The organism is Bernardetia sp. Wsw4-3y2, from assembly GCF_037126295.1.
Taxonomy (GTDB): Bacteria; Bacteroidota; Bacteroidia; order Cytophagales; family Bernardetiaceae; genus Bernardetia.
In genome coordinates, this window is the sequence record NZ_CP147017.1 from 3,559,653 (window position 1) to 3,577,169 (window position 17,517).

At 31.6% G+C, this 17,517-nt stretch carries 16 protein-coding genes; 7 read left to right on the plus strand and 9 right to left on the minus strand.

All coding sequences use genetic code 11. The annotated features are described in order from the left end of the window. Positions 1–130: 130 nt before the first annotated feature. The gene (locus tag V9L05_RS14520; protein ID WP_338812589.1) at positions 131–985 is read right to left on the minus strand and encodes a glycogen/starch synthase; all 855 of its coding nucleotides are present in this window, start codon (positions 983–985) and stop codon (positions 131–133) included. Positions 986–1,569: 584 nt separating this feature from the next. After that, entirely contained in the window at positions 1,570–2,733 is a 1,164-nt protein-coding gene (locus V9L05_RS14525) for a hypothetical protein (protein WP_338812590.1), read from the minus strand. A gap of 354 nt (positions 2,734–3,087) precedes the next feature. Between V9L05_RS14525 and bshB1 the strand changes: the two genes are divergently transcribed. The 3 genes from bshB1 (at position 3,088) to V9L05_RS14540 (ending at position 8,698) form a co-directional block, all read left to right on the plus strand. Further along, on the plus strand, positions 3,088–3,849 hold the full coding sequence (gene bshB1 / locus V9L05_RS14530) for a bacillithiol biosynthesis deacetylase BshB1 (protein WP_338812591.1): 762 nt from the start codon (positions 3,088–3,090) through the stop codon (positions 3,847–3,849). Positions 3,850–4,128: 279 nt separating this feature from the next. Continuing rightward, on the plus strand, positions 4,129–6,159 hold the full coding sequence (gene uvrB / locus V9L05_RS14535; protein WP_338812592.1) for an excinuclease ABC subunit UvrB: 2,031 nt from the start codon (positions 4,129–4,131) through the stop codon (positions 6,157–6,159). 115 nt (positions 6,160–6,274) lie between these two features. Further along, positions 6,275–8,698: a carboxypeptidase-like regulatory domain-containing protein gene (locus V9L05_RS14540; protein ID WP_338812593.1), complete on the plus strand. Its 2,424-nt coding sequence runs from the start codon at positions 6,275–6,277 to the stop codon at positions 8,696–8,698. Between the two features lie 32 nt (positions 8,699–8,730). On the opposite strand, the gene V9L05_RS14545 is transcribed toward V9L05_RS14540, so the two are convergent. Together V9L05_RS14545 and V9L05_RS14550 are read right to left on the minus strand one after the other, a co-directional pair. Continuing rightward, positions 8,731–9,498, minus strand: a complete 768-nt coding sequence (locus V9L05_RS14545) for a hypothetical protein (RefSeq protein WP_338812594.1) — start codon at positions 9,496–9,498, stop codon at positions 8,731–8,733. Then, positions 9,488–10,333 (minus strand): hypothetical protein, encoded by an 846-nt coding sequence (locus V9L05_RS14550; RefSeq protein WP_338812595.1) that lies wholly within the window; start codon positions 10,331–10,333, stop codon positions 9,488–9,490. The genes V9L05_RS14545 and V9L05_RS14550 overlap by 11 nt, the downstream gene beginning before the upstream one ends. A gap of 149 nt (positions 10,334–10,482) precedes the next feature. Here V9L05_RS14550 and V9L05_RS14555 point away from each other — a divergent pair, with 149 nt between their 5' ends. Next, complete coding sequence (locus V9L05_RS14555; RefSeq protein WP_338792506.1) at positions 10,483–10,797, plus strand: YbjQ family protein; 315 nt, start codon at positions 10,483–10,485, stop codon at positions 10,795–10,797. 51 nt (positions 10,798–10,848) lie between these two features. Here V9L05_RS14555 and V9L05_RS14560 read toward each other — a convergent pair whose 3' ends face one another. Both V9L05_RS14560 and V9L05_RS14565 read right to left on the minus strand, forming a co-directional pair. Then, positions 10,849–11,334 carry a GNAT family protein gene (locus V9L05_RS14560; RefSeq protein ID WP_338812596.1) on the minus strand — a complete coding sequence of 162 codons (486 nt, stop codon included), beginning with the start codon at positions 11,332–11,334 and terminating at the stop codon, positions 10,849–10,851. 14 nt (positions 11,335–11,348) lie between these two features. Then, complete coding sequence (locus V9L05_RS14565; RefSeq protein WP_338812597.1) at positions 11,349–11,810, minus strand: hypothetical protein; 462 nt, start codon at positions 11,808–11,810, stop codon at positions 11,349–11,351. Between the two features lie 79 nt (positions 11,811–11,889). On the opposite strand from V9L05_RS14565, the gene thrC reads away from it, so the two are divergent. Continuing rightward, positions 11,890–13,197 carry a threonine synthase gene (gene thrC, locus V9L05_RS14570; protein ID WP_338812598.1) on the plus strand — a complete coding sequence of 436 codons (1,308 nt, stop codon included), beginning with the start codon at positions 11,890–11,892 and terminating at the stop codon, positions 13,195–13,197. Positions 13,198–13,242: 45 nt separating this feature from the next. Here the strand turns inward: thrC and V9L05_RS14575 are convergent, their stop codons facing one another. The 3 genes from V9L05_RS14575 to V9L05_RS14585 form a co-directional block, all read right to left on the minus strand. Then, positions 13,243–14,067 (minus strand): DJ-1/PfpI family protein, encoded by an 825-nt coding sequence (locus tag V9L05_RS14575; RefSeq protein ID WP_338792502.1) that lies wholly within the window; start codon positions 14,065–14,067, stop codon positions 13,243–13,245. Between the two features lie 96 nt (positions 14,068–14,163). After that, a complete protein-coding gene (locus V9L05_RS14580; RefSeq protein WP_338812599.1) occupies positions 14,164–14,736 on the minus strand; it encodes a Crp/Fnr family transcriptional regulator in 573 nt (190 codons plus the stop codon). A gap of 23 nt (positions 14,737–14,759) precedes the next feature. Beyond that, on the minus strand, positions 14,760–15,644 hold the full coding sequence (locus V9L05_RS14585; protein WP_338812600.1) for an alpha/beta hydrolase: 885 nt from the start codon (positions 15,642–15,644) through the stop codon (positions 14,760–14,762). Positions 15,645–15,890: 246 nt separating this feature from the next. On the opposite strand from V9L05_RS14585, the gene V9L05_RS14590 reads away from it, so the two are divergent. Together V9L05_RS14590 and V9L05_RS14595 are read left to right on the plus strand one after the other, a co-directional pair. Beyond that, a complete protein-coding gene (locus tag V9L05_RS14590; RefSeq protein ID WP_338792499.1) occupies positions 15,891–16,166 on the plus strand; it encodes a hypothetical protein in 276 nt (91 codons plus the stop codon). Positions 16,167–16,226: 60 nt separating this feature from the next. Next, positions 16,227–17,483: a pitrilysin family protein gene (locus tag V9L05_RS14595; protein ID WP_338812602.1), complete on the plus strand. Its 1,257-nt coding sequence runs from the start codon at positions 16,227–16,229 to the stop codon at positions 17,481–17,483. Positions 17,484–17,517 lie beyond the last annotated feature (34 nt).

Consider the following 17,517-nt stretch of genomic DNA (forward strand, 5'->3'; position numbering starts at 1 on the left):
TTTGCAAAAGTACGAATTATATGGATATATTGGAATATTTGTCAGGTTTGAGAAAATAGAAACTTTTTTACAAACAAAAAACAGACAGAATAATTTTATTCTGTCTGTTTTTTATAAAAAGTATATCAAATTAAACTGCTTTTTCCTCTTCAACTAGTTCTGCCATTCTATCTCCTAAAAGTGTTTTGTAAATATCATAATACCCATCACAAATTGCATCTTTATCTCCTACAATCGTACTTACATTTTCAGATAAAGAAGCTGCAATAATATCATTAGTTTTACCTGAATCTTGTGCATTTACTACACAATCAGAATATTTTGCACCCATTTCCATAAATCCTTGTGGTGTTGGATTTGCGATAAGAGAAGCTAACATTTCTTCAGTAATATCGTCTAAGGCTACCTTATCAGCCAGTGTAGCGACATCAAAGTTTTGCTCAAAAAGGTTATCATACACTGTAGAGACAATTTTAGACTCTTTAAAAAGTGGTTCGTTTTGATAAGTTGTGCGAAGATATAAAGGTAAAAGACCTGTAAACCAATCATTACAATGTACAATATCAGGTGCCCAACCTAGTTTTTTTACTGTTTCGGCAACACCTTTACAGAAGAAGATAGCACGCTCATCATTATCTTCAAAAAGATTTTCTGCTTTGTCTTTATATAATTTTTTACGGTGAAAATAATCTTCATTATCTATAAAATACACCTGCATTTTGGCTTGTGGAATAGAAGCAACTTTGATAGTAAGTGGCTTATCTTCTTCTCCAACTGTAATATTAATTCCAGAAAGTCTGACTACTTCATGAAGACGATTTTTACGCTCATTAATAACTCCCCAACGTGGTACGATAATACGGATTTCGATGTCTTTATTCTGCATTGCTTCTGGCAACGGACGTACATAATCTCCAACTCCTAACTTATTCAAAAATGGTGTAATCTCGCTCGTTACATAAAGTATGCGTAGGCTCTCCGACATAGTATAAAAAGTTTGGTAAAATATTCTTTAAAAATTTTCTTTATTTTTCCTCTTGAATTACATATTCACTTAACACTAAAAAAGCAATTCATTAAATTTAAATAATAAATCTACTTTTGTGTATTTCTTTTAAAATTTGTTTTACAATTTCTTTATAGTAATTCAAAATGTTTTACAAAAATACGGATTTTTTTTCAGAAAACAATAGGTTTGTCAAAAATAACTTGTATTATTGCTTTTCAAACTCCAATTTGCACTACTTATGCTCTTTCGAATACTCAGATTCGATATTAAAATTGACTCCCTAATTTCATTCTTTAATAAGTGCAATTTATTATCTACTTACTTGTTCATTGTAAACTAAAAAAAGTTAGACGACGTTAGAAAATCAATGTCTAGTTTATCTAATTTTATCTTTTAGTCCTACTTTTATTCAATGAAAAATATCTTTTTTGTAGTCTTTTTGTTTTTGCCTTTTGTTTCTTATTCTCAAGTGATGATTTCGAACATATACTAAAAAAAGCTTTCTACATTTTCTGTAAAAAGCCTTTTTTTTGTATTTTAATTAGATTAAAGAGAAAAAATTATTCTCCTCCTCCACCTCTGCGTGAACGGCTACTTCCACCACCACTACGACTTCCTCCAGACTTACTTCTTGAGCTTCCTCCAGAGCTACGAGTAGAACTTCCACTTCTATTGTTGGAACGAGTATTTGAGCTTCCACTTGTACTTGTTCCTGTATTGTTTCTACGATTTGAGTTTGTATTAGTGCGAGTATTTGTTCTGGTATTACTATTATTTCCTCGTTGATTAGAATTATTATAATTTCCGTTATTACTATTTCTAGTATTTGAAAAACGGTTATTGTTTGTATTTCCTTGTGTGCGAGTGTTGTTGTTATTTGTATTGTCTGTTCTGGTAGGAATAACAATATTACCACCTCTACGCTGACGTGCTGCTGTTACACTTTGACTGCGAGTGTCTCCTCTATAAATTCTATCATAACTATTCCAATTGTTTCCATAATAATAGTTATTTCCCCATCCTCTATTCCAAGAATTTCCGTATCCATAATAGCTATTTCCCCAACCTCTATTCCAGTAAGGGTCATTCCATCTGTTCCAGTTGTTGTAACCATATCCATACGACCAACCTGAGTTCCAACCTCTGCGAGAAGACCAACCTATTGACCAGCCTGAATTCCAGCCACTATTCCAGTTGTTTCCCCAACCATTGTTCCAATTGTTATAACCATAACCACCACCACAAGGTGAGCCACACGGATTTCCACAAGGGTTGTTACAAGGATTATTAAAGCCCGTATTTCCACAAGGGTTATTGAACCCACAAGGAGATCTAAATTGATTAAACTGTCCACATTCGTTACAGTTTTGTTGATACGGCGTATAGGTTGGTGTAAATTGATTTGCTTGTGCTTCTTGAGCATCTAATTTTGCTCTTATTTCGGCTTGTTGTGCATATTCTGCTTCTGCTCTTGCACGAGCTTCATCAGCACGCTGTTGTGCTAATGCTTCTTCTTTTGCTTTTTTATTAGATAAGGCAACACGGTCTTTTTTAGAACCGTAAACATCATCATAATCATAATTTGAATCTTGTGCAAAAGAGTTTGCAGAGAAGATAAAGAAAGCTACCAAAACTCCTATTATAGATGATATAGAAGGAGGCGAACCGATAATCGAACCAATGATATGGTGCGATTTTGTTTTATTTTTGCTTGTATTTTTCATAATAATATAGGTATAGTTTGAATGTATTTTTGATTTAGTAATTTACTAATTGTTGGCTTGATTTACTTTGATGAAGCTATCAAATAAGAGTCAAATATCTAGTTTTTGACTAGTTTCTATATTTTATTAACTCAAAAATGATGCTTCTGTTACTTATTAGATGCGAAAGTTGGGCAATAAGTTGCAGAAGATAGCAAATATTTATGTTAAAATCTTTCAAATTAATAAAGTAGCAATAAACCTTAGCTGATTTTACTAGATAATTGTACCTACAAATAGTTTTCAAATTCATATCTTTGCAAATCATTAGAAATAAAAATAAACAAAACAGAAAAAATAAATTCAAGTTATTTTATGACCAGTCAAAACGACAATCAAAACTCAAAGTCAGCTATAAAATTAGATATTTTAGCACTTGCTGCACATCCAGATGATGTAGAACTTAGCTGTTCGGGAACACTTTTAGCAGCAGCAGCCAAAGGAAAAAAAATAGGAATTATAGATTTTACACGAGGAGAATTAGGCTCAAGAGGAAGCGCAGAAATTCGTGATAAGGAAGCCAAAAACTCAGGTGAAATTTTAGGACTTTCAGTAAGAGAAAATTTAGCTTTTAAAGATGGTTTTTTTTATGATGATAATGAACATAGATTAAAAGTAATTCAAGCTATCCGAAGATTTAGACCTGAAATAGTTTTGATAAATGCACCCTCTGACAGACATCCCGACCACGGAAAAGGTGCAGAACTTTCCAAAACGTCATGTTTTTTGAGTGGACTTATCAAAATAGAAACTCAGTGGGAAGGTGAAAAACAAGAACATTGGCGACCAAAACACGTCTATCATTATATTCAAAGCAATATGCTTGTACCTGATTTTGTAGTGGATGTAACTCCGTTTTGGGAACAAAAAATGAAATCTATTTTAGCTTTTGAGTCACAATTTCATAATCCAAATTATCAATCTGATGAAGAAGAAACATTTATTTCTTCGCCTCGTTTTGTGCAGTTTTTGGAAGCACGAGCAAAAGAGTTTGGACAAGCTATTCAAGTAAATTATGGCGAAGGTTTTATCAAAACGGCACAACTTGGAGTAAAAGACATTACAGATTTAATATAGTTTTGTGAATTTCTACTAGGTCAAATGCACGAAATTTTATTTGTCAGAGTAATATCAATTTACAAAGTGAATAACTAGTATGATTTGCTTTAATTAAATAGACACAGAAAAATTTTGTGCATTTGTCTTACCTTTCAAAATAATTTCTCCAAAATTCAAAAAACATTTTCGTATTAGTTAGTTATCTTTGTTTAGATTAATCAGAAATTTTAGAGAGTTTCGAAGAAACAAAAAAAGAAATTTACTGATAACTGTTTACTGATAACTGAAGACTCAAATATGAATTTCCGTATAGATTCTCCCTACAAACCAACAGGCGATCAACCAAAAGCCATTGCTGCTTTAGTAAAAGGCATCGAAGAAGGTGAAGACTTTCAAGTGCTTTTGGGTGTAACAGGCTCAGGTAAAACATTTACGATGGCAAATGTCATTGAGAAACTAAATCGTCCGACACTGATTATTAGTCATAATAAAACCTTGGCAGCTCAGCTTTACGGAGAATTTAAACAGTTTTTTCCTGATAATGCTGTCGAATATTTTATTTCTTATTATGATTATTATCAGCCAGAAGCCTATATTTCAGCATCAGATACCTATATCGAAAAAGATTTAGCAATCAATCAAGATATTGAAAAACTAAGATTGAGTACAACAGCATCTCTTCTGTCTGGACGAAAAGATGTAATTGTAATTGCTTCTGTTTCTTGTATTTATGGTTTGGGAAATCCGAATGAGTTTGCAGAAAACAGCTTGAAAATAAGCACAGGCGACCAAATTTCTCTCAATGCCTTTTTATTGGATTTGGTAGCCATTATGTATAGCCGAAGCGAAGAAGAATTTGCACGAGGAACATTCAGAGTAAAAGGAGATACCGTCGATATTTATCCTGCTTATGCTGATATTGCATACCGAATTTACTTTTGGGGAGATGAAATAGAGGCAATTCAGCGCATAGATCCAGTTTCGGGAAAGAAAATCAATGATGAAGATTATATGCTTTTGTTTGCTGCTAGTTTGTTTGTAACGAGCAAAGACACTATTACAAGAGCGATGGAAGAAATAGAAATTGACTTAGAAGACCGAATCCGTTTTTATGAAAATGACGGACGTTTTGAAGAAGCTGCTCGTGTAAAAGAACGCACCGAATCAGATTTAGAAATGATGAAAGAGTTAGGTTATTGTTCTGGAATTGAGAATTATTCACGTTATTTTGATAATCGAAAAGCTGGAGAACGCTCATTTTGTTTATTAGATTATTTTCCGAAAGATTTTTTAATGATAATTGATGAAAGTCATGTTACTGTTCCACAAATTCGTGCTATGTGGGGAGGCGACCGTTCTCGTAAAATCTCGCTTGTTGATCACGGTTTTCGTTTGCCTGCTGCGCTTGATAATCGTCCTCTTACTTTCAATGAATTTGAATCGATGATTGACCAAGCTGTTTTTGTTACGGCTACTCCTGCCGATTACGAATTACAAAAAAGTGAAGGCGTTATTGTCGAACAGATTATCCGACCGACTGGACTTCTTGACCCACTTATCGAAGTTCGTCCGACACGCACCCAAATCGACGACCTTTTGAATGAAATTGATAAAACGATAGCAAATGGAGAACGTGCTTTGGTTACCACAATTACTAAAAGAATGGCAGAAGAGTTAAGTCGTTATTTCGAACAGTTGCAAATGAAAGTACGTTATATTCACTCTGACGTAAAGATTTTGGATAGAATAGAAATTATTCGTGAACTTCGTTTGGGTGTAATTGATGTTTTGATTGGAGTAAATATGTTACGTGAAGGATTGGATTTGCCAGAAGTTTCTTTGGTGGCTATTTTAGATGCAGATAAAGAAGGATTTTTGAGAAACGAACGTTCGCTTATTCAGACTATCGGACGTGCTGCTCGTAACTCAAACGGTCATGTGGTTATGTATGCTGACAAAATTACCCCTTCAATGCGCCTTTCGATTGATGAGACAAACCGTCGTCGTAAAATCCAACAAGAATACAATGAAGCCAATGGAATTACACCAACAACTGTTTTCAAATCTAAGGAAGCTATTATGCAACAAACTTCGGTTGCAGATGCTAAATCATTACCAAAAGAATTCTATGAAGAATCTAAAATGACTATCGTTATTGACCCAGTTATTAAGGGAATGAATATAAAAGAACTTTCGAAAGTGATTGATCAAACCAAAAAGAAAATGGAAACAGCAGCCAAAGAACTCAACTTTATGGAAGCTGCAAGACTGCGTGATGAATGGCAAGAATTACAGAATTTGAGAGAGGAAAAAGTGAAGGCAGAGTAAGCTAATAAAAATAATTAACAAGATTTAAATAAATACAAAGGTAGGGTAAGTACGGTTTGTATGCGTCGTTTGAGTAAAGAAAGTTTCTTAATTCACTCAAATTTAAAACGCAACAATGAAAACACTACAAAATAAATCAAATAATAAGAAAACTAATTTTGCTGCTTTTTACAAAACTGCAATTCATTCATTTTTCAATTTATCAAAATTTACACTACTCACTCTTTTTTCTTTATTTTTAATTGGTAAGGCAAATAGCCAAACACTTACACAAACTATCAGTGGAAAAATTTTGGAAGAGGGAACTGGACAACCTGTACCTTTCGCTAATGTAATTATATTAGATATAGAACCTCTAATGGGAGTTACTACAGATAGTGCAGGAAATTTCAAAATCAAAAATGTTCCTATTGGTCGTCATATTTTGCAAGTAAGTTATGTGAGTTTTCAAACTCGTCAGATGGAAGTGATTGTCAATTCAGTTAATGAAACTGTTGTTGAAATGCGTTTGAAAGATGATGGTTTTGAATTGGAAGGAGTCGTCATTACAGCACAAGAAGAACATGGAACACCACAAAATGCAATGATTTTATCAGGAGGAAGAACCCTAAGCATGGAAGAAGCCCGTCGTTATGCAGGTGGATTTGATGACCCTGCTCGTTTGGCTTCTGCTTTTGCAGGTGTAGCAACTAGCGAAATAGACAATAATGGTGTAGTTGTGCGTGGAAATAGCCCAAAGGGAATGCTTTGGCGTATAGAGGGTGTAGAAATTCCGAACCCTAATCATTTTGCTGATTTAGAAACATTTGGAGGAGGGGGATTAACAGCCTTGAGTAGTCATTTGCTTGCCAATTCAGATTTTCTTTTGAGTGCTTTTCCTGCTGAATATGGAAATGCCTTATCAGGAGTTTTTGACATAAATATCCGAAATGGAAAAACGGATAAAAGAAGCCATGCGTTTCAAGTAAGTGCTTTGGGTGTAGATGTTGCCTCAGAAGGAGCTTTCAAACAAGGAAAAGAAGCCTCTTATATTTTTAATTATAGATATTCTATGTTGGGTTTGATTTCTCCTTTATTACCCGAAAATGCAGGAGGAACAAACTATCAAGATTTTACTTTTAAGATTAATTTACCCACCAAAAAAGCAGGTACGTTTTCAATTTGGGGAATTAGTGCCTTAGATAAATCAGGACAATTTGTTCAAGAAGATTCGACAGAACGTGAGTATGAAAGTGATTTTGAAGAAGCCGATAACAAGCAATATATGGGTGCAGTAGGACTAAACCATCGTATTCATTTAGGAAAAATAGGTTATTTGAATACTAATTTTACAAGTTCTGGAAGTGGTATTTCTATCAAGACAAGTCGTCTAAATATAGAAACAGATATTTTACAGCCTAGTAATAAAATCAAAAATAACCTTCTCAAACATACTTTTTCTAGTTATTTAAATGTTCAGTTAGGAAAAAAACATATCAATCGCACAGGAATTATTACCAATCTTTTGCAGTATGATATAGAATTGAAGCAAAAACAGAAAACTGATAATTTGGAAACATTGGTAAAATCTAATGACCAAGCTCTTCATTTTCAAGCCTATACACAATCTTTAATAGACATAAGTCCTAATTTTACAATGAATATTGGAAGTCATTTTCAATATTTAGCTATTACAGAAAAGTTTAGTATTGAGCCTCGTTTGTCTTTTGAATATAGACTACCTAAAAAACAAACACTGACTTTTGGATATGGACTTCATAGCCGAGTTGAGCCACTTTATATTTACCTAGTAAAAGACAGAAATACCTCTGAATATTTGAATAAAGATTTAAATTTTACAAAGGCACATCATTTTACTTTGGGTTATCAAAAAATGCTTTCTTCTACGCTGCGTTTGAAAGTAGAAACCTATTATCAAGAATTATTTAATGTTCCTGTGATTGCAAATACTTCGTCTTCTCTAATTAATTTAACTCAAAGTTGGTTTATCAATGATGCTTTTGTTAATAAAGGAAAGGGGCGAAATTATGGTATAGATATTACAGCCGAAAAGTTTTTGGATAAAGGTCTTTTCTATTTATTTACACTCTCATTATTCAACTCTACCTATCAAGGAGGAGATAAAGTTTGGCGTGATACTCGTTTTAATCAACAGTTTGTTAGTAATTTTTTAGTTGGAAAAGAGTGGAGTGTTGGTAATAAAAATAATAATGTACTAGGGCTTAGTTTGAGAATTGCCTACCAAGGAGGACAGCGTATTATGCCTGTGGATTATGCAACTTCCATTTCGAATCAAGAAATTGTTTTTGATGAAAATCGTGCTTTTGAAGAACAGAAACCAAATCCATTCCTTACTCATGTGTCTTTCAATTATCAGAAAAACAAATCAAAACACCGTAGTATATGGTCTTTACAAGTGCTGAATGCGCTTGGAGCAAAAGAATTTTATGGTTATCAATATAATTTCAGAACAAATAGAATAGATAAAGACCAACAAACTTTAGTTATTCCAAATATTGCCTATAAGATTGAGTTTTAATAATTTTTTATGAAGGGGTAGAATCTAAAAATCTATTTTATTTCTATCTCTTCATAATCAAAAGGCTTTAGTTTCTTTCCTTTTGCTGGTTTGATTTGATAACGCTTTCTTGTTGTATCTGTTTTTGTATAAGTGTTTATTTGGAAAATGATTGGCTCTGTGGAGTTTTTGTCAAATTTTATAGACCAATCATTTTGTTTGTTATCTTTTTGATTTATAAGTTGAATTGTTTTTTCAGCTACTTCTACATAATCTGGAGTTCCTATTAAATCAAATGCTATTGTTGTATCACTAGATTGCATTACCACAACTCTATCAAAACTACAACTCTTCCAATCTATTTTATAAAAATGTTCATATAAAAATTTATAAGAGTATTGATAACGTCTAAGATTATCAATACTCTTTATTATCTCTGAGTTTCCCTCATATTTTTCTAAACACTGTTTTATTTTGTCTGTATCATCTTGAGGTTCAATACTACTGTGGTATTTGCATAGATAGGGCATAATAATATTAACCTCTATCTCATTATCTTTAAATAGAGAATCTATCAATATTGTACCCATTTCTAATGTATCCTTTACTTTTCTATCTCTCAGATTATTTCCAGTATCAGTTATATTTACTTCAGCATCATCTAATTTTTTAGCATAGTATTCCTTTTGTACATTCAATACACTACTTTTTGTCTTTGAAATAGCATTTAATTCCTCTTCTTCATTTTTGAGAGAGTAAGAAGTTATCAGAATAATAAAAGCTAACCACAAGAAAATTGATGTATATAATTTAGTTTTCATAATTAGTTTGATAAAAGTAAATCGTATCAGATGAACAGTTTATGCCAATTTCTATTTTGACTTTTGTATTACGTAGTGCCTTAGGAATTATCAAATGACCATTTTTATTAAATTGTGTTTCAGTTTCTTTAGGAAAAAGGATTTTTGTATGTAGCATATCAAATGGATAAACTTCATTTATGTATATTTCGCTAGTTTTATCTATTACATAAGGAGTAATAGACGCATTTTTTATTTTTTCTTTGATTATGTCTTTAATGCTATGATTGATTAATAACTCAATATCATCATAACACATTTTTGATAGCTGTAATTCAAATCTAGCCAAATGATATGCACTCTGTATGCTATCATGAGAAAAATAGATTTTATTAATTTCTTTATCAGATAAGCCATTTTCCAACTCAAAATTTTGATATTTTTTTTTCAAAAGTGTATCTAATTGTATGGCTTCTTTTATGTAAGAGTTAAATATTGACTGAATAGAAATTTCTTTATTACGTGAAATTTCTGTGTTAATAAAATTTTCTTTAATCAGTCTGCTAGTTAAGGTTCTTAATTCTGAAGAAACAAAATGAAATTCTTTATAATTATCCTTCATACAGTATTCATAAGTAAAATAATCATCTAAATCTCTACTCATTTTTTCAGCATCATTCAAATATTGATGCCCTAAGTTTTTAATTCCTCCAATAGCAGAACCCGAAACAGCTTTCTCCTCTTCCGTATATTTCTCCCTAAAAAAGCTATCATATCCAATGCAAGCAAAAGCAATGAGCAAACAAAATGCTGGTAAAATGGGATTGAATGGATTTAATTTTCTAATTAATTTCATAATAATATAGCTTAATATCTACTTCTACTGTTCTTTACCAAAAATACAAAAAGCAGTGAATATATTTTGGGTAAAATTGAAATGAAATAATTTAATTAAAAATGATATATTAGCAAACCAATTATTTATCATCAAAACCTCATAAAATTATGTTAGTTACAAACACAGAAACAATTCATGGCGAAGAAATTACAGAAGTTTTAGGACTTGTAAGAGGTAGTACCGTAAGGGCTAGAAATGCAGGGCGAGATTTTGTAGCCTCTATAAAAAACTTTATTGGAGGAGAAATAGAAGAATATACAAAATTGCAAGCTCAATCAAGAGAACAAGCATTAGAACGTGTCATCAAAGATGCTGAGCAGTTGGGAGCTGATGCTATCGTAAATATTCGTTTTGAAAGCTCTATGATTTCGCAAGGAGCTTCTGAAATTTTTGCGTATGGAACGGCTGTAAAATTAAAATAAATTACCTAGCCTTTGTTGGTGTTTTAGTGTAACGACACCAACAAAACACCTTTATCTTTCTAATTCCATATTCAGCCTTGTCCACGTTTTATTTCCTACTTTCATAAGGGTAGTTTTGTCATGTTTGATTCGGAAGCCTACATTTTCATAGCATTTAATTGCACCTTTGTTCCAATCAAAGACATTCAAATCTACCTTTTTTATGTTTTCATCTTCAAAGAAAAGCTCTACCATTTTCAAGACAATTTGTTCTCCTATTTTTTTATCTCTCCATTTACTTTCTCCAATCAAAATACGTGAAAGTCGTTTGTTTCCCTCTTGATAATTAAGTTCGCAATGTCCAATAGTTTCGCCTGTTTCTTGCAAAACTACTTTCAAAGGTTGTATATCTTTTTTGTTGATATAATTTTCTAATTGTTCATCTGTAACAGGAAAAACAAACATTTCTCCTCCAAATTGAATCAGTCCTTCTTCGTCATGAATCCAACTTTTGAAAGTTTCAAAGTCATTTTTTGTGAAGGGTTTTAGTTCTATCATTTTTGTGTTTGTTTTTAATTTCTCTCAAAAGTTTTCAAGATTTTACATTCATATCCAGTTTCCCATTCTATTTTTGAGAAAACTGTTTTTTGCTTTTCTATTGGAATAATTAGATTTTGATAATACCATTCAAACCATTCAGATTCATTTTCCTCTCTTCCAATATCTAAATCAAAATAAATGAGATTATTATTTATATTTTCTAAACTCACATGTACGAACCTTTCTACTTGTTGATTAAAAATTGAAAAACCTATATATTCGTTATGTTCAATTTTATATTTTAGGATATTTATAAACTCTTCTCTGCCTTCTTGATTGTCTTCTAAGCTAATCCAATCAAAATCATTTCCTCTATCTATAATCCCTAATTTAACTTCCCAAGAAGTAGATTGCAATAATTCAATCAAATCAAGAGCATTAAAATCCAAAAACTCTTGTTTTTTGTAGCAGTTTATTTCTTTTGCGTAACCCATTTTTTTCGATTTATGATTAAAAAACAATTTTTCATAGTAAATTTGTCAAAAAGTATATCATCTCTAAAATGCAAATCTAGTGAATTACCTTAGCACAAGAAAAAACGGAACAAACAATGAGGAAAAAGTTTCTTTTAAAGAAGCTGTCATCAATGGACTTACAAAAAATAGTGGTCTTTATTTTCCAGAGAATATTCCTTCTTTACCGACTTCTTTTTTTGAGAATATCGAAAATGTAGAAGACCATCAAATTGCTTTTGAGGTTTTGAAGCCGTTTGTCAAAGATTCTTTGAATGATGAGCAGCTAAAACAAATCATTGCAGAAACGCTCAATTTTCCTATTCCTGTTGTGAAGGTAGAAAATAATATTTTTTCTTTAGAGCTTTATCACGGTAACACACAGGCTTTTAAAGATGTTGGCGCACGTTTTATGTCTAGGTGTTTGTCGCATTTTTATAAAAATGAAAATTCAACTACTGAAAACGTAATTATTTTGGTTGCTACTTCTGGTGATACAGGAAGCGCAGTAGCCAATGGTTTTTTTGATGTAAAAGGAATTGATGTAAAGATTTTATTTCCAAAAGGAAAAGTAAGTCCGTATCAAGAATTTCAAATGACAACTTTAGGCAAAAATATTCAAGCCGTTGAAGTAGAAGGAACTTTTGATGATTGCCAAAAACTTGTAAAAGAAGCCTTTAATGATACAGAATTAAGAGAAAAAGTAACACTCAGTAGTGCAAATTCTATCAATGTAGCTCGTCTTTTGCCTCAAATGTTGTATTACTTTTTGGCGTACAAACAATTAAAAATTCAAAATAATTTAGAAGGTAAAAAACTAGTTGTTTCTGTTCCTTCGGGAAATTTGGGAAATATTTCGGCAGGACTAATCGCAAAAAAAATAGGTTTGCCAATAGAGCGTTTTATAGCTGCTCACAATGCAAATGATACTTTTTATAATTATCTTCAAACAGGAAAATATGAACAAAAGTCGTCCGTTTTAACCTATTCGAATGCGATGGATGTAGGAAATCCTAGTAATTTTGAACGAATAGAATATTTATACAAAGGAAATTTAGAAGCAACTAAGAAAGATATTTCGGCTTTTACGGTTGATGATAAATCCACTATAAAAGAAATTGCTGATTGTTATGAGAAAAATAATTATCTTTTAGACCCACACGGAGCAGTTGGAAAATTAGCTTTGCACAACAGCTTAAAAGAAAATGAAATTGGTTTGTTTTTAGAAACAGCACACCCACAAAAATTTTCAGAAATTATACAAAAAGCCATTCCAAGTTACGAATCCGAAAAGGTAGATTTAACGAAGGCAAAGAAACTTTCTATTGAGAAAAATTATGATAAATTGGTAGAAATTATTTTGAATTAAGCATTTAAACCCTAAGGGGCTTCATAGTCCCTTAGGGTTTTGAAATTATTTTTTCCAATCTTGAAGTCTATCCAAATAAAGATACGATTCTACAAATTTTCTGTGTTCTTTACTGCTGAGTTTTTCCAAAAGCTCTAAAGAAGAAATATAAGAAGCTAAATTTCCATTTGAAGACAAAAATTTCCCGTCTTCTATGTAACTCACTTTTCCATCATCTTGTACTTTCAGATTGGGATAATTTTTCTGTAAGTCTTTACCTCCACCAATCCAAGTAACAATTTTTTTACCGTCTGCAATTCCAGATTCTCCAATCAAACTAGCACCAGCACAATTACTGACTGTATAATCTGTATTTTGATTTTGCGTTTTGATAAATTCTACCAAATTCCTATTCTTTACTTGTAAGCTCATATCATAAGCACTTGGTACAATAAGAATATCCAATTTTGGTGCATTTTCTAAAATGTAATCGGGAAACATTTTTAGTCCTTCTTCACTTGTAATGATTTCATATTTTTCAGCAATTGTAATGACATTAAAAAGCTGTTTTCCATCTTCACTTTGTTTTGTAAAAACGTCCATTGGTGCAGTCAGTTCAGTAGTCAAAACATTATCGTACATCAATACGCCAATGATAGGCAAATCAGGATTCAATGATTTTAGATGTTGAGCTAATGAATTTTTAGAACTTTCATCTAATGAAGAAGATTCATTTTGTGAATTTTTATTCTTAGCATTGGGGCTACAACTTGCCAAAGAATCCAATCTTATAGAATCTAATTCTGCTTGGGTAAAATTATTTTTTTGTGCATTTTTAGAAGTACAACTAAATAAAATAAAAGTTGCAAATAGAATTTTTAGAAGTTTCATTGTTTAATGTTTTGATGTAATTAAAATTTTTAACAAAGCTACTTGCTTTCTCTTACAAAAAACTTAAACTGGTTTAAGAAAAATAATTACTATTTTTTACGTTCTCTTATTTATCAACTGACTCAAATATTCGGGTGTCAAGCCTAGATAAGTAGCCAATAAATACTGTGGCACTCGTTTTACAAAATCAGGAAACTGCCTTCTAAATTCAAAGAAAATTTCTTCTTTAGAATAGTCAAACATGTATTTTACTCTCATTAAAGAAGCACCATAAGATTTTTGATAAACGATTCTAAAGTAAGTTTCTAGCTTTGGAAAAACTGCAAATAATTCTTGTTGATTTCGATAATCAATAGCCAACACTTCAGAATTTTCGACGGCTTGAATGCAAAAATCAGTTGTGCTTTGCTGCTCAAAAGCTAAATAATCAGTAAGCCACCAGTTTTCGATAGCAAACTGAATAGTTTGTTCTGTGCCTTTTTCATTCACAAAAAACATGTGAATACAACCTTTAGCGATAAAATAATTTGAAGTACATTTTTTACCAATTTCCAATAAAATTTCTTTCTTTTTTAAGGTTTTATGTTCAAAATAAGAAAGGATTTTAGGCATATCTTTTTTATCTAGGCTAATAAATTTATTAAAGTGATTATATAATTCTTCTTTCATTTTGAATAGAAATATTTTTTACTCTAATTCTCCTTTATAAATTTGATTATTTCATCATAACGATTACTCCAAGGAAAGAAATATTGAACCATCATCGGAATGTGTGATTTGTTGAGTAAAATAGGCTCTACATTTGGCTGAAAATGATGCAAAGAATCTACAAAATCTCTATTCGAAACCTTTATTGATTCATAGGTTTTTTTACCCAAATAAAGCATAATTGGGGGAGTTTGCTCATCAATATAATAAATGGGCGATGCTTTTTTCCATATTTTTGGATCTTTTGTCCAAGTTGTATCATAACTGCTATTGCTTGTGGGTGGTTCTTCTTGCAAAAAATTATACATATCTAATCCTGCTGCATCATTCAAAATCAGACCTGAAACAGTATTATCTTTTATGTTATATTTTGGATTCATAGTAGAAAGAGCAATTAAATGTCCTCCTGCTGAATGTCCTGTCAGAAAGATTTTATCTGAGTTTCCATTATATTCTGCAATATTTTCTTTTGTCCAATTTATAGCTGTTGAAACTTGTTTTGCCATATCGTCATAATTTGCCTTTGGGCTTAATGTATAACCTACAACAACAGTTACAATTCCTTTTTTAGCGAAATTTCTACCAAAAAAATTATAGGTTTCTTTATCTCCACTATTCCAATTTCCTCCATGAACAAAAATCAAAACAGGTAGTTTTTCATTTTTAGAATCAAATTTTTTGAAATTCTTTTTGAGTTTTTTAGGCGAAAAAATATTAAGTGTCGGTAAAGGTTCTTTGGCTGTTTTTTCAGAAACAGCTTTATCTAAATAAGCTACATTTTCATATTTTTTGGAGGCACAATTAGAAAACATTAATGTAATTGTAAGAAGTGAAAAGAGTAAAAATAAAGTTAAAAAAGTGTTTTTCATAATATGGCTCACTCTTCAGAGCGAGAAGGGAAAGGTTTATGGTTAATTTTTGATGCAATTCTAACCATTTCTACAAAGTAAAGTTATCAGATTTAATAAATGATAAGCTCATTACTTATTTCTGACTTGTTTTTGAGTGATATTTTTTTGTATTTTGAATATGTATAACAGACTTCCCAGTCTGTTTCAGAACAAAATGCATACTTCTAAACAGACTGGGAAGTCTGTTATACTTAATAAAATTTTATGCGATACACAGGAGAAACACTAGAAAAACTAGAAAACATTTTCGAATTAGGAGGATATAAAGTTCGGTATGAAAAAGGCAACTTTCGTTCGGGTGCTTGTTTGGTAAAAGGTACACCTATTATTATAGTCAATAAAATGTTTACTAATGAAGGAAAAATCAATTCTTTGATAGAAATATTGAAGGAAGTCGATGAAACTATCGAATTTAAAAATTTTATGACAGACGAACTAGAAAGCGACTACAAGAAATTTCTAAAACATGAACCCAATTAATTATTTGTTTTAATTGAATCCTAATTAATCACTAAAAACTAATTATTCCTTACTAACTATATGATAGACTTTTCACACTTCACACTTGATAATGGCTTACGTGTTTTTATTCACCAAGATAAAACAGTTGCAATAGCTACAGTAAATATTATGTACGATGTGGGTTCAAGAGATGAATCGCCCGAACGTACAGGTTTTGCTCATTTATTTGAACATTTGATGTTTAGTGGCTCTGCAAATATTCCAAATTTTGATACGATTGTACAACAAGTTGGAGGTTCGAATAATGCCTATACTTCGCCTGATGTAACCAATTATTATACGATCGTTCCTGCGCCAAATGTAGAAACGGCTCTTTGGTTAGAAGCTGATAGAATGTTGTCGCTTTCTATTAATGATAATTCGTTGGAAGTTCAGAGAAAAGTAGTTATTGAAGAGTTCAAACAGCGTTATTTGAATCAGCCTTATGGCGATATTTGGCTTCATTTACGCCCTTTAGTTTATCAAAAACACTCTTATAATTGGGCAACCATTGGAAAAGAAATCAAGCACATTGAAGATGCAACTTTAGAGGAAGTAAAAGCCTTTTTTTACAAACATTATAGACCTGATAATGCCGTTTTGGTAGTAGCAGGAAATGTAGAAAAAGACGAAGTAGAAAAGATGGTTAAAAAATGGTTTGGAGATATTCCGAAAGGAAATCGACCTATGAGAAACTTAGAAAACGAACCACCACAAACTGAAGCTAGACACAAAAAAGTAGAGGCAAAAGTTCCTTTAAACGCTATTTATAAGGCGTATAGAATGGGACATAGGAAAGCAAATGATTATTATGCTACTGATTTGGTAAGTGATGTTTTGGGAAGAGATAAATCAGCTCGTTTATATCAAGAACTTGTCAAAGAAAAGGAAATGTTCAATTCTATTGGAGCATATATTATGGGTTCGGTAGATGAAGGTTTATTAGTTATTTCTGGAAAACTAAATCCTGCTTACTCACCTGAACAAGGCGAAGAAGCTATTCAAACTGTAATTGATGACTTTTTAGAGAATGGAATTTCTGATGATGAACTTACAAAAGTGAAAAATCAGGCAGAAGCCTCGCATATTTTTTCAGAAATTGAGGTGCTAAATCGTGCTATGAATATTGCCTATTATGCAATCTTAGGAGATGTTGAAATGGTAAATACAATAGCTGAGCAAATGGCAAAAGTTACCAAAGAAGAATTGATGCAAACGGCTAAAAAGACATTAAGAAAAGAAAATTGTAGTACGCTGCTTTATTATTCTAAAGAATTGAATACAGTTACAAATTAAACTATTTAAAAGTAGGGACAAGATATATATTGTC

Coding starts and splice junctions, on each gene's coding strand:
- V9L05_RS14520 (WP_338812589.1), bottom strand. CDS start 985: ATGTCGGAGAGCCTACGCATACTTTATGTAACGAGCGAGATTACACCA.
- V9L05_RS14595 (WP_338812602.1), top strand. CDS start 16,227: ATGATAGACTTTTCACACTTCACACTTGATAATGGCTTACGTGTTTTT.
- V9L05_RS14560 (WP_338812596.1), bottom strand. CDS start 11,334: ATGATAGAACTAAAACCCTTCACAAAAAATGACTTTGAAACTTTCAAA.
- V9L05_RS14585 (WP_338812600.1), bottom strand. CDS start 15,644: ATGAAAAACACTTTTTTAACTTTATTTTTACTCTTTTCACTTCTTACA.
- V9L05_RS14555 (WP_338792506.1), top strand. CDS start 10,483: ATGTTAGTTACAAACACAGAAACAATTCATGGCGAAGAAATTACAGAA.
- V9L05_RS14580 (WP_338812599.1), bottom strand. CDS start 14,736: ATGAAAGAAGAATTATATAATCACTTTAATAAATTTATTAGCCTAGAT.
- V9L05_RS14550 (WP_338812595.1), bottom strand. CDS start 10,333: ATGAAATTAATTAGAAAATTAAATCCATTCAATCCCATTTTACCAGCA.
- V9L05_RS14590 (WP_338792499.1), top strand. CDS start 15,891: ATGCGATACACAGGAGAAACACTAGAAAAACTAGAAAACATTTTCGAA.
- V9L05_RS14545 (WP_338812594.1), bottom strand. CDS start 9,498: ATGAAAACTAAATTATATACATCAATTTTCTTGTGGTTAGCTTTTATT.
- bshB1 (WP_338812591.1), top strand. CDS start 3,088: ATGACCAGTCAAAACGACAATCAAAACTCAAAGTCAGCTATAAAATTA.
- V9L05_RS14565 (WP_338812597.1), bottom strand. CDS start 11,810: ATGGGTTACGCAAAAGAAATAAACTGCTACAAAAAACAAGAGTTTTTG.
- V9L05_RS14525 (WP_338812590.1), bottom strand. CDS start 2,733: ATGAAAAATACAAGCAAAAATAAAACAAAATCGCACCATATCATTGGT.
- V9L05_RS14540 (WP_338812593.1), top strand. CDS start 6,275: ATGAAAACACTACAAAATAAATCAAATAATAAGAAAACTAATTTTGCT.
- V9L05_RS14575 (WP_338792502.1), bottom strand. CDS start 14,067: ATGAAACTTCTAAAAATTCTATTTGCAACTTTTATTTTATTTAGTTGT.
- uvrB (WP_338812592.1), top strand. CDS start 4,129: ATGAATTTCCGTATAGATTCTCCCTACAAACCAACAGGCGATCAACCA.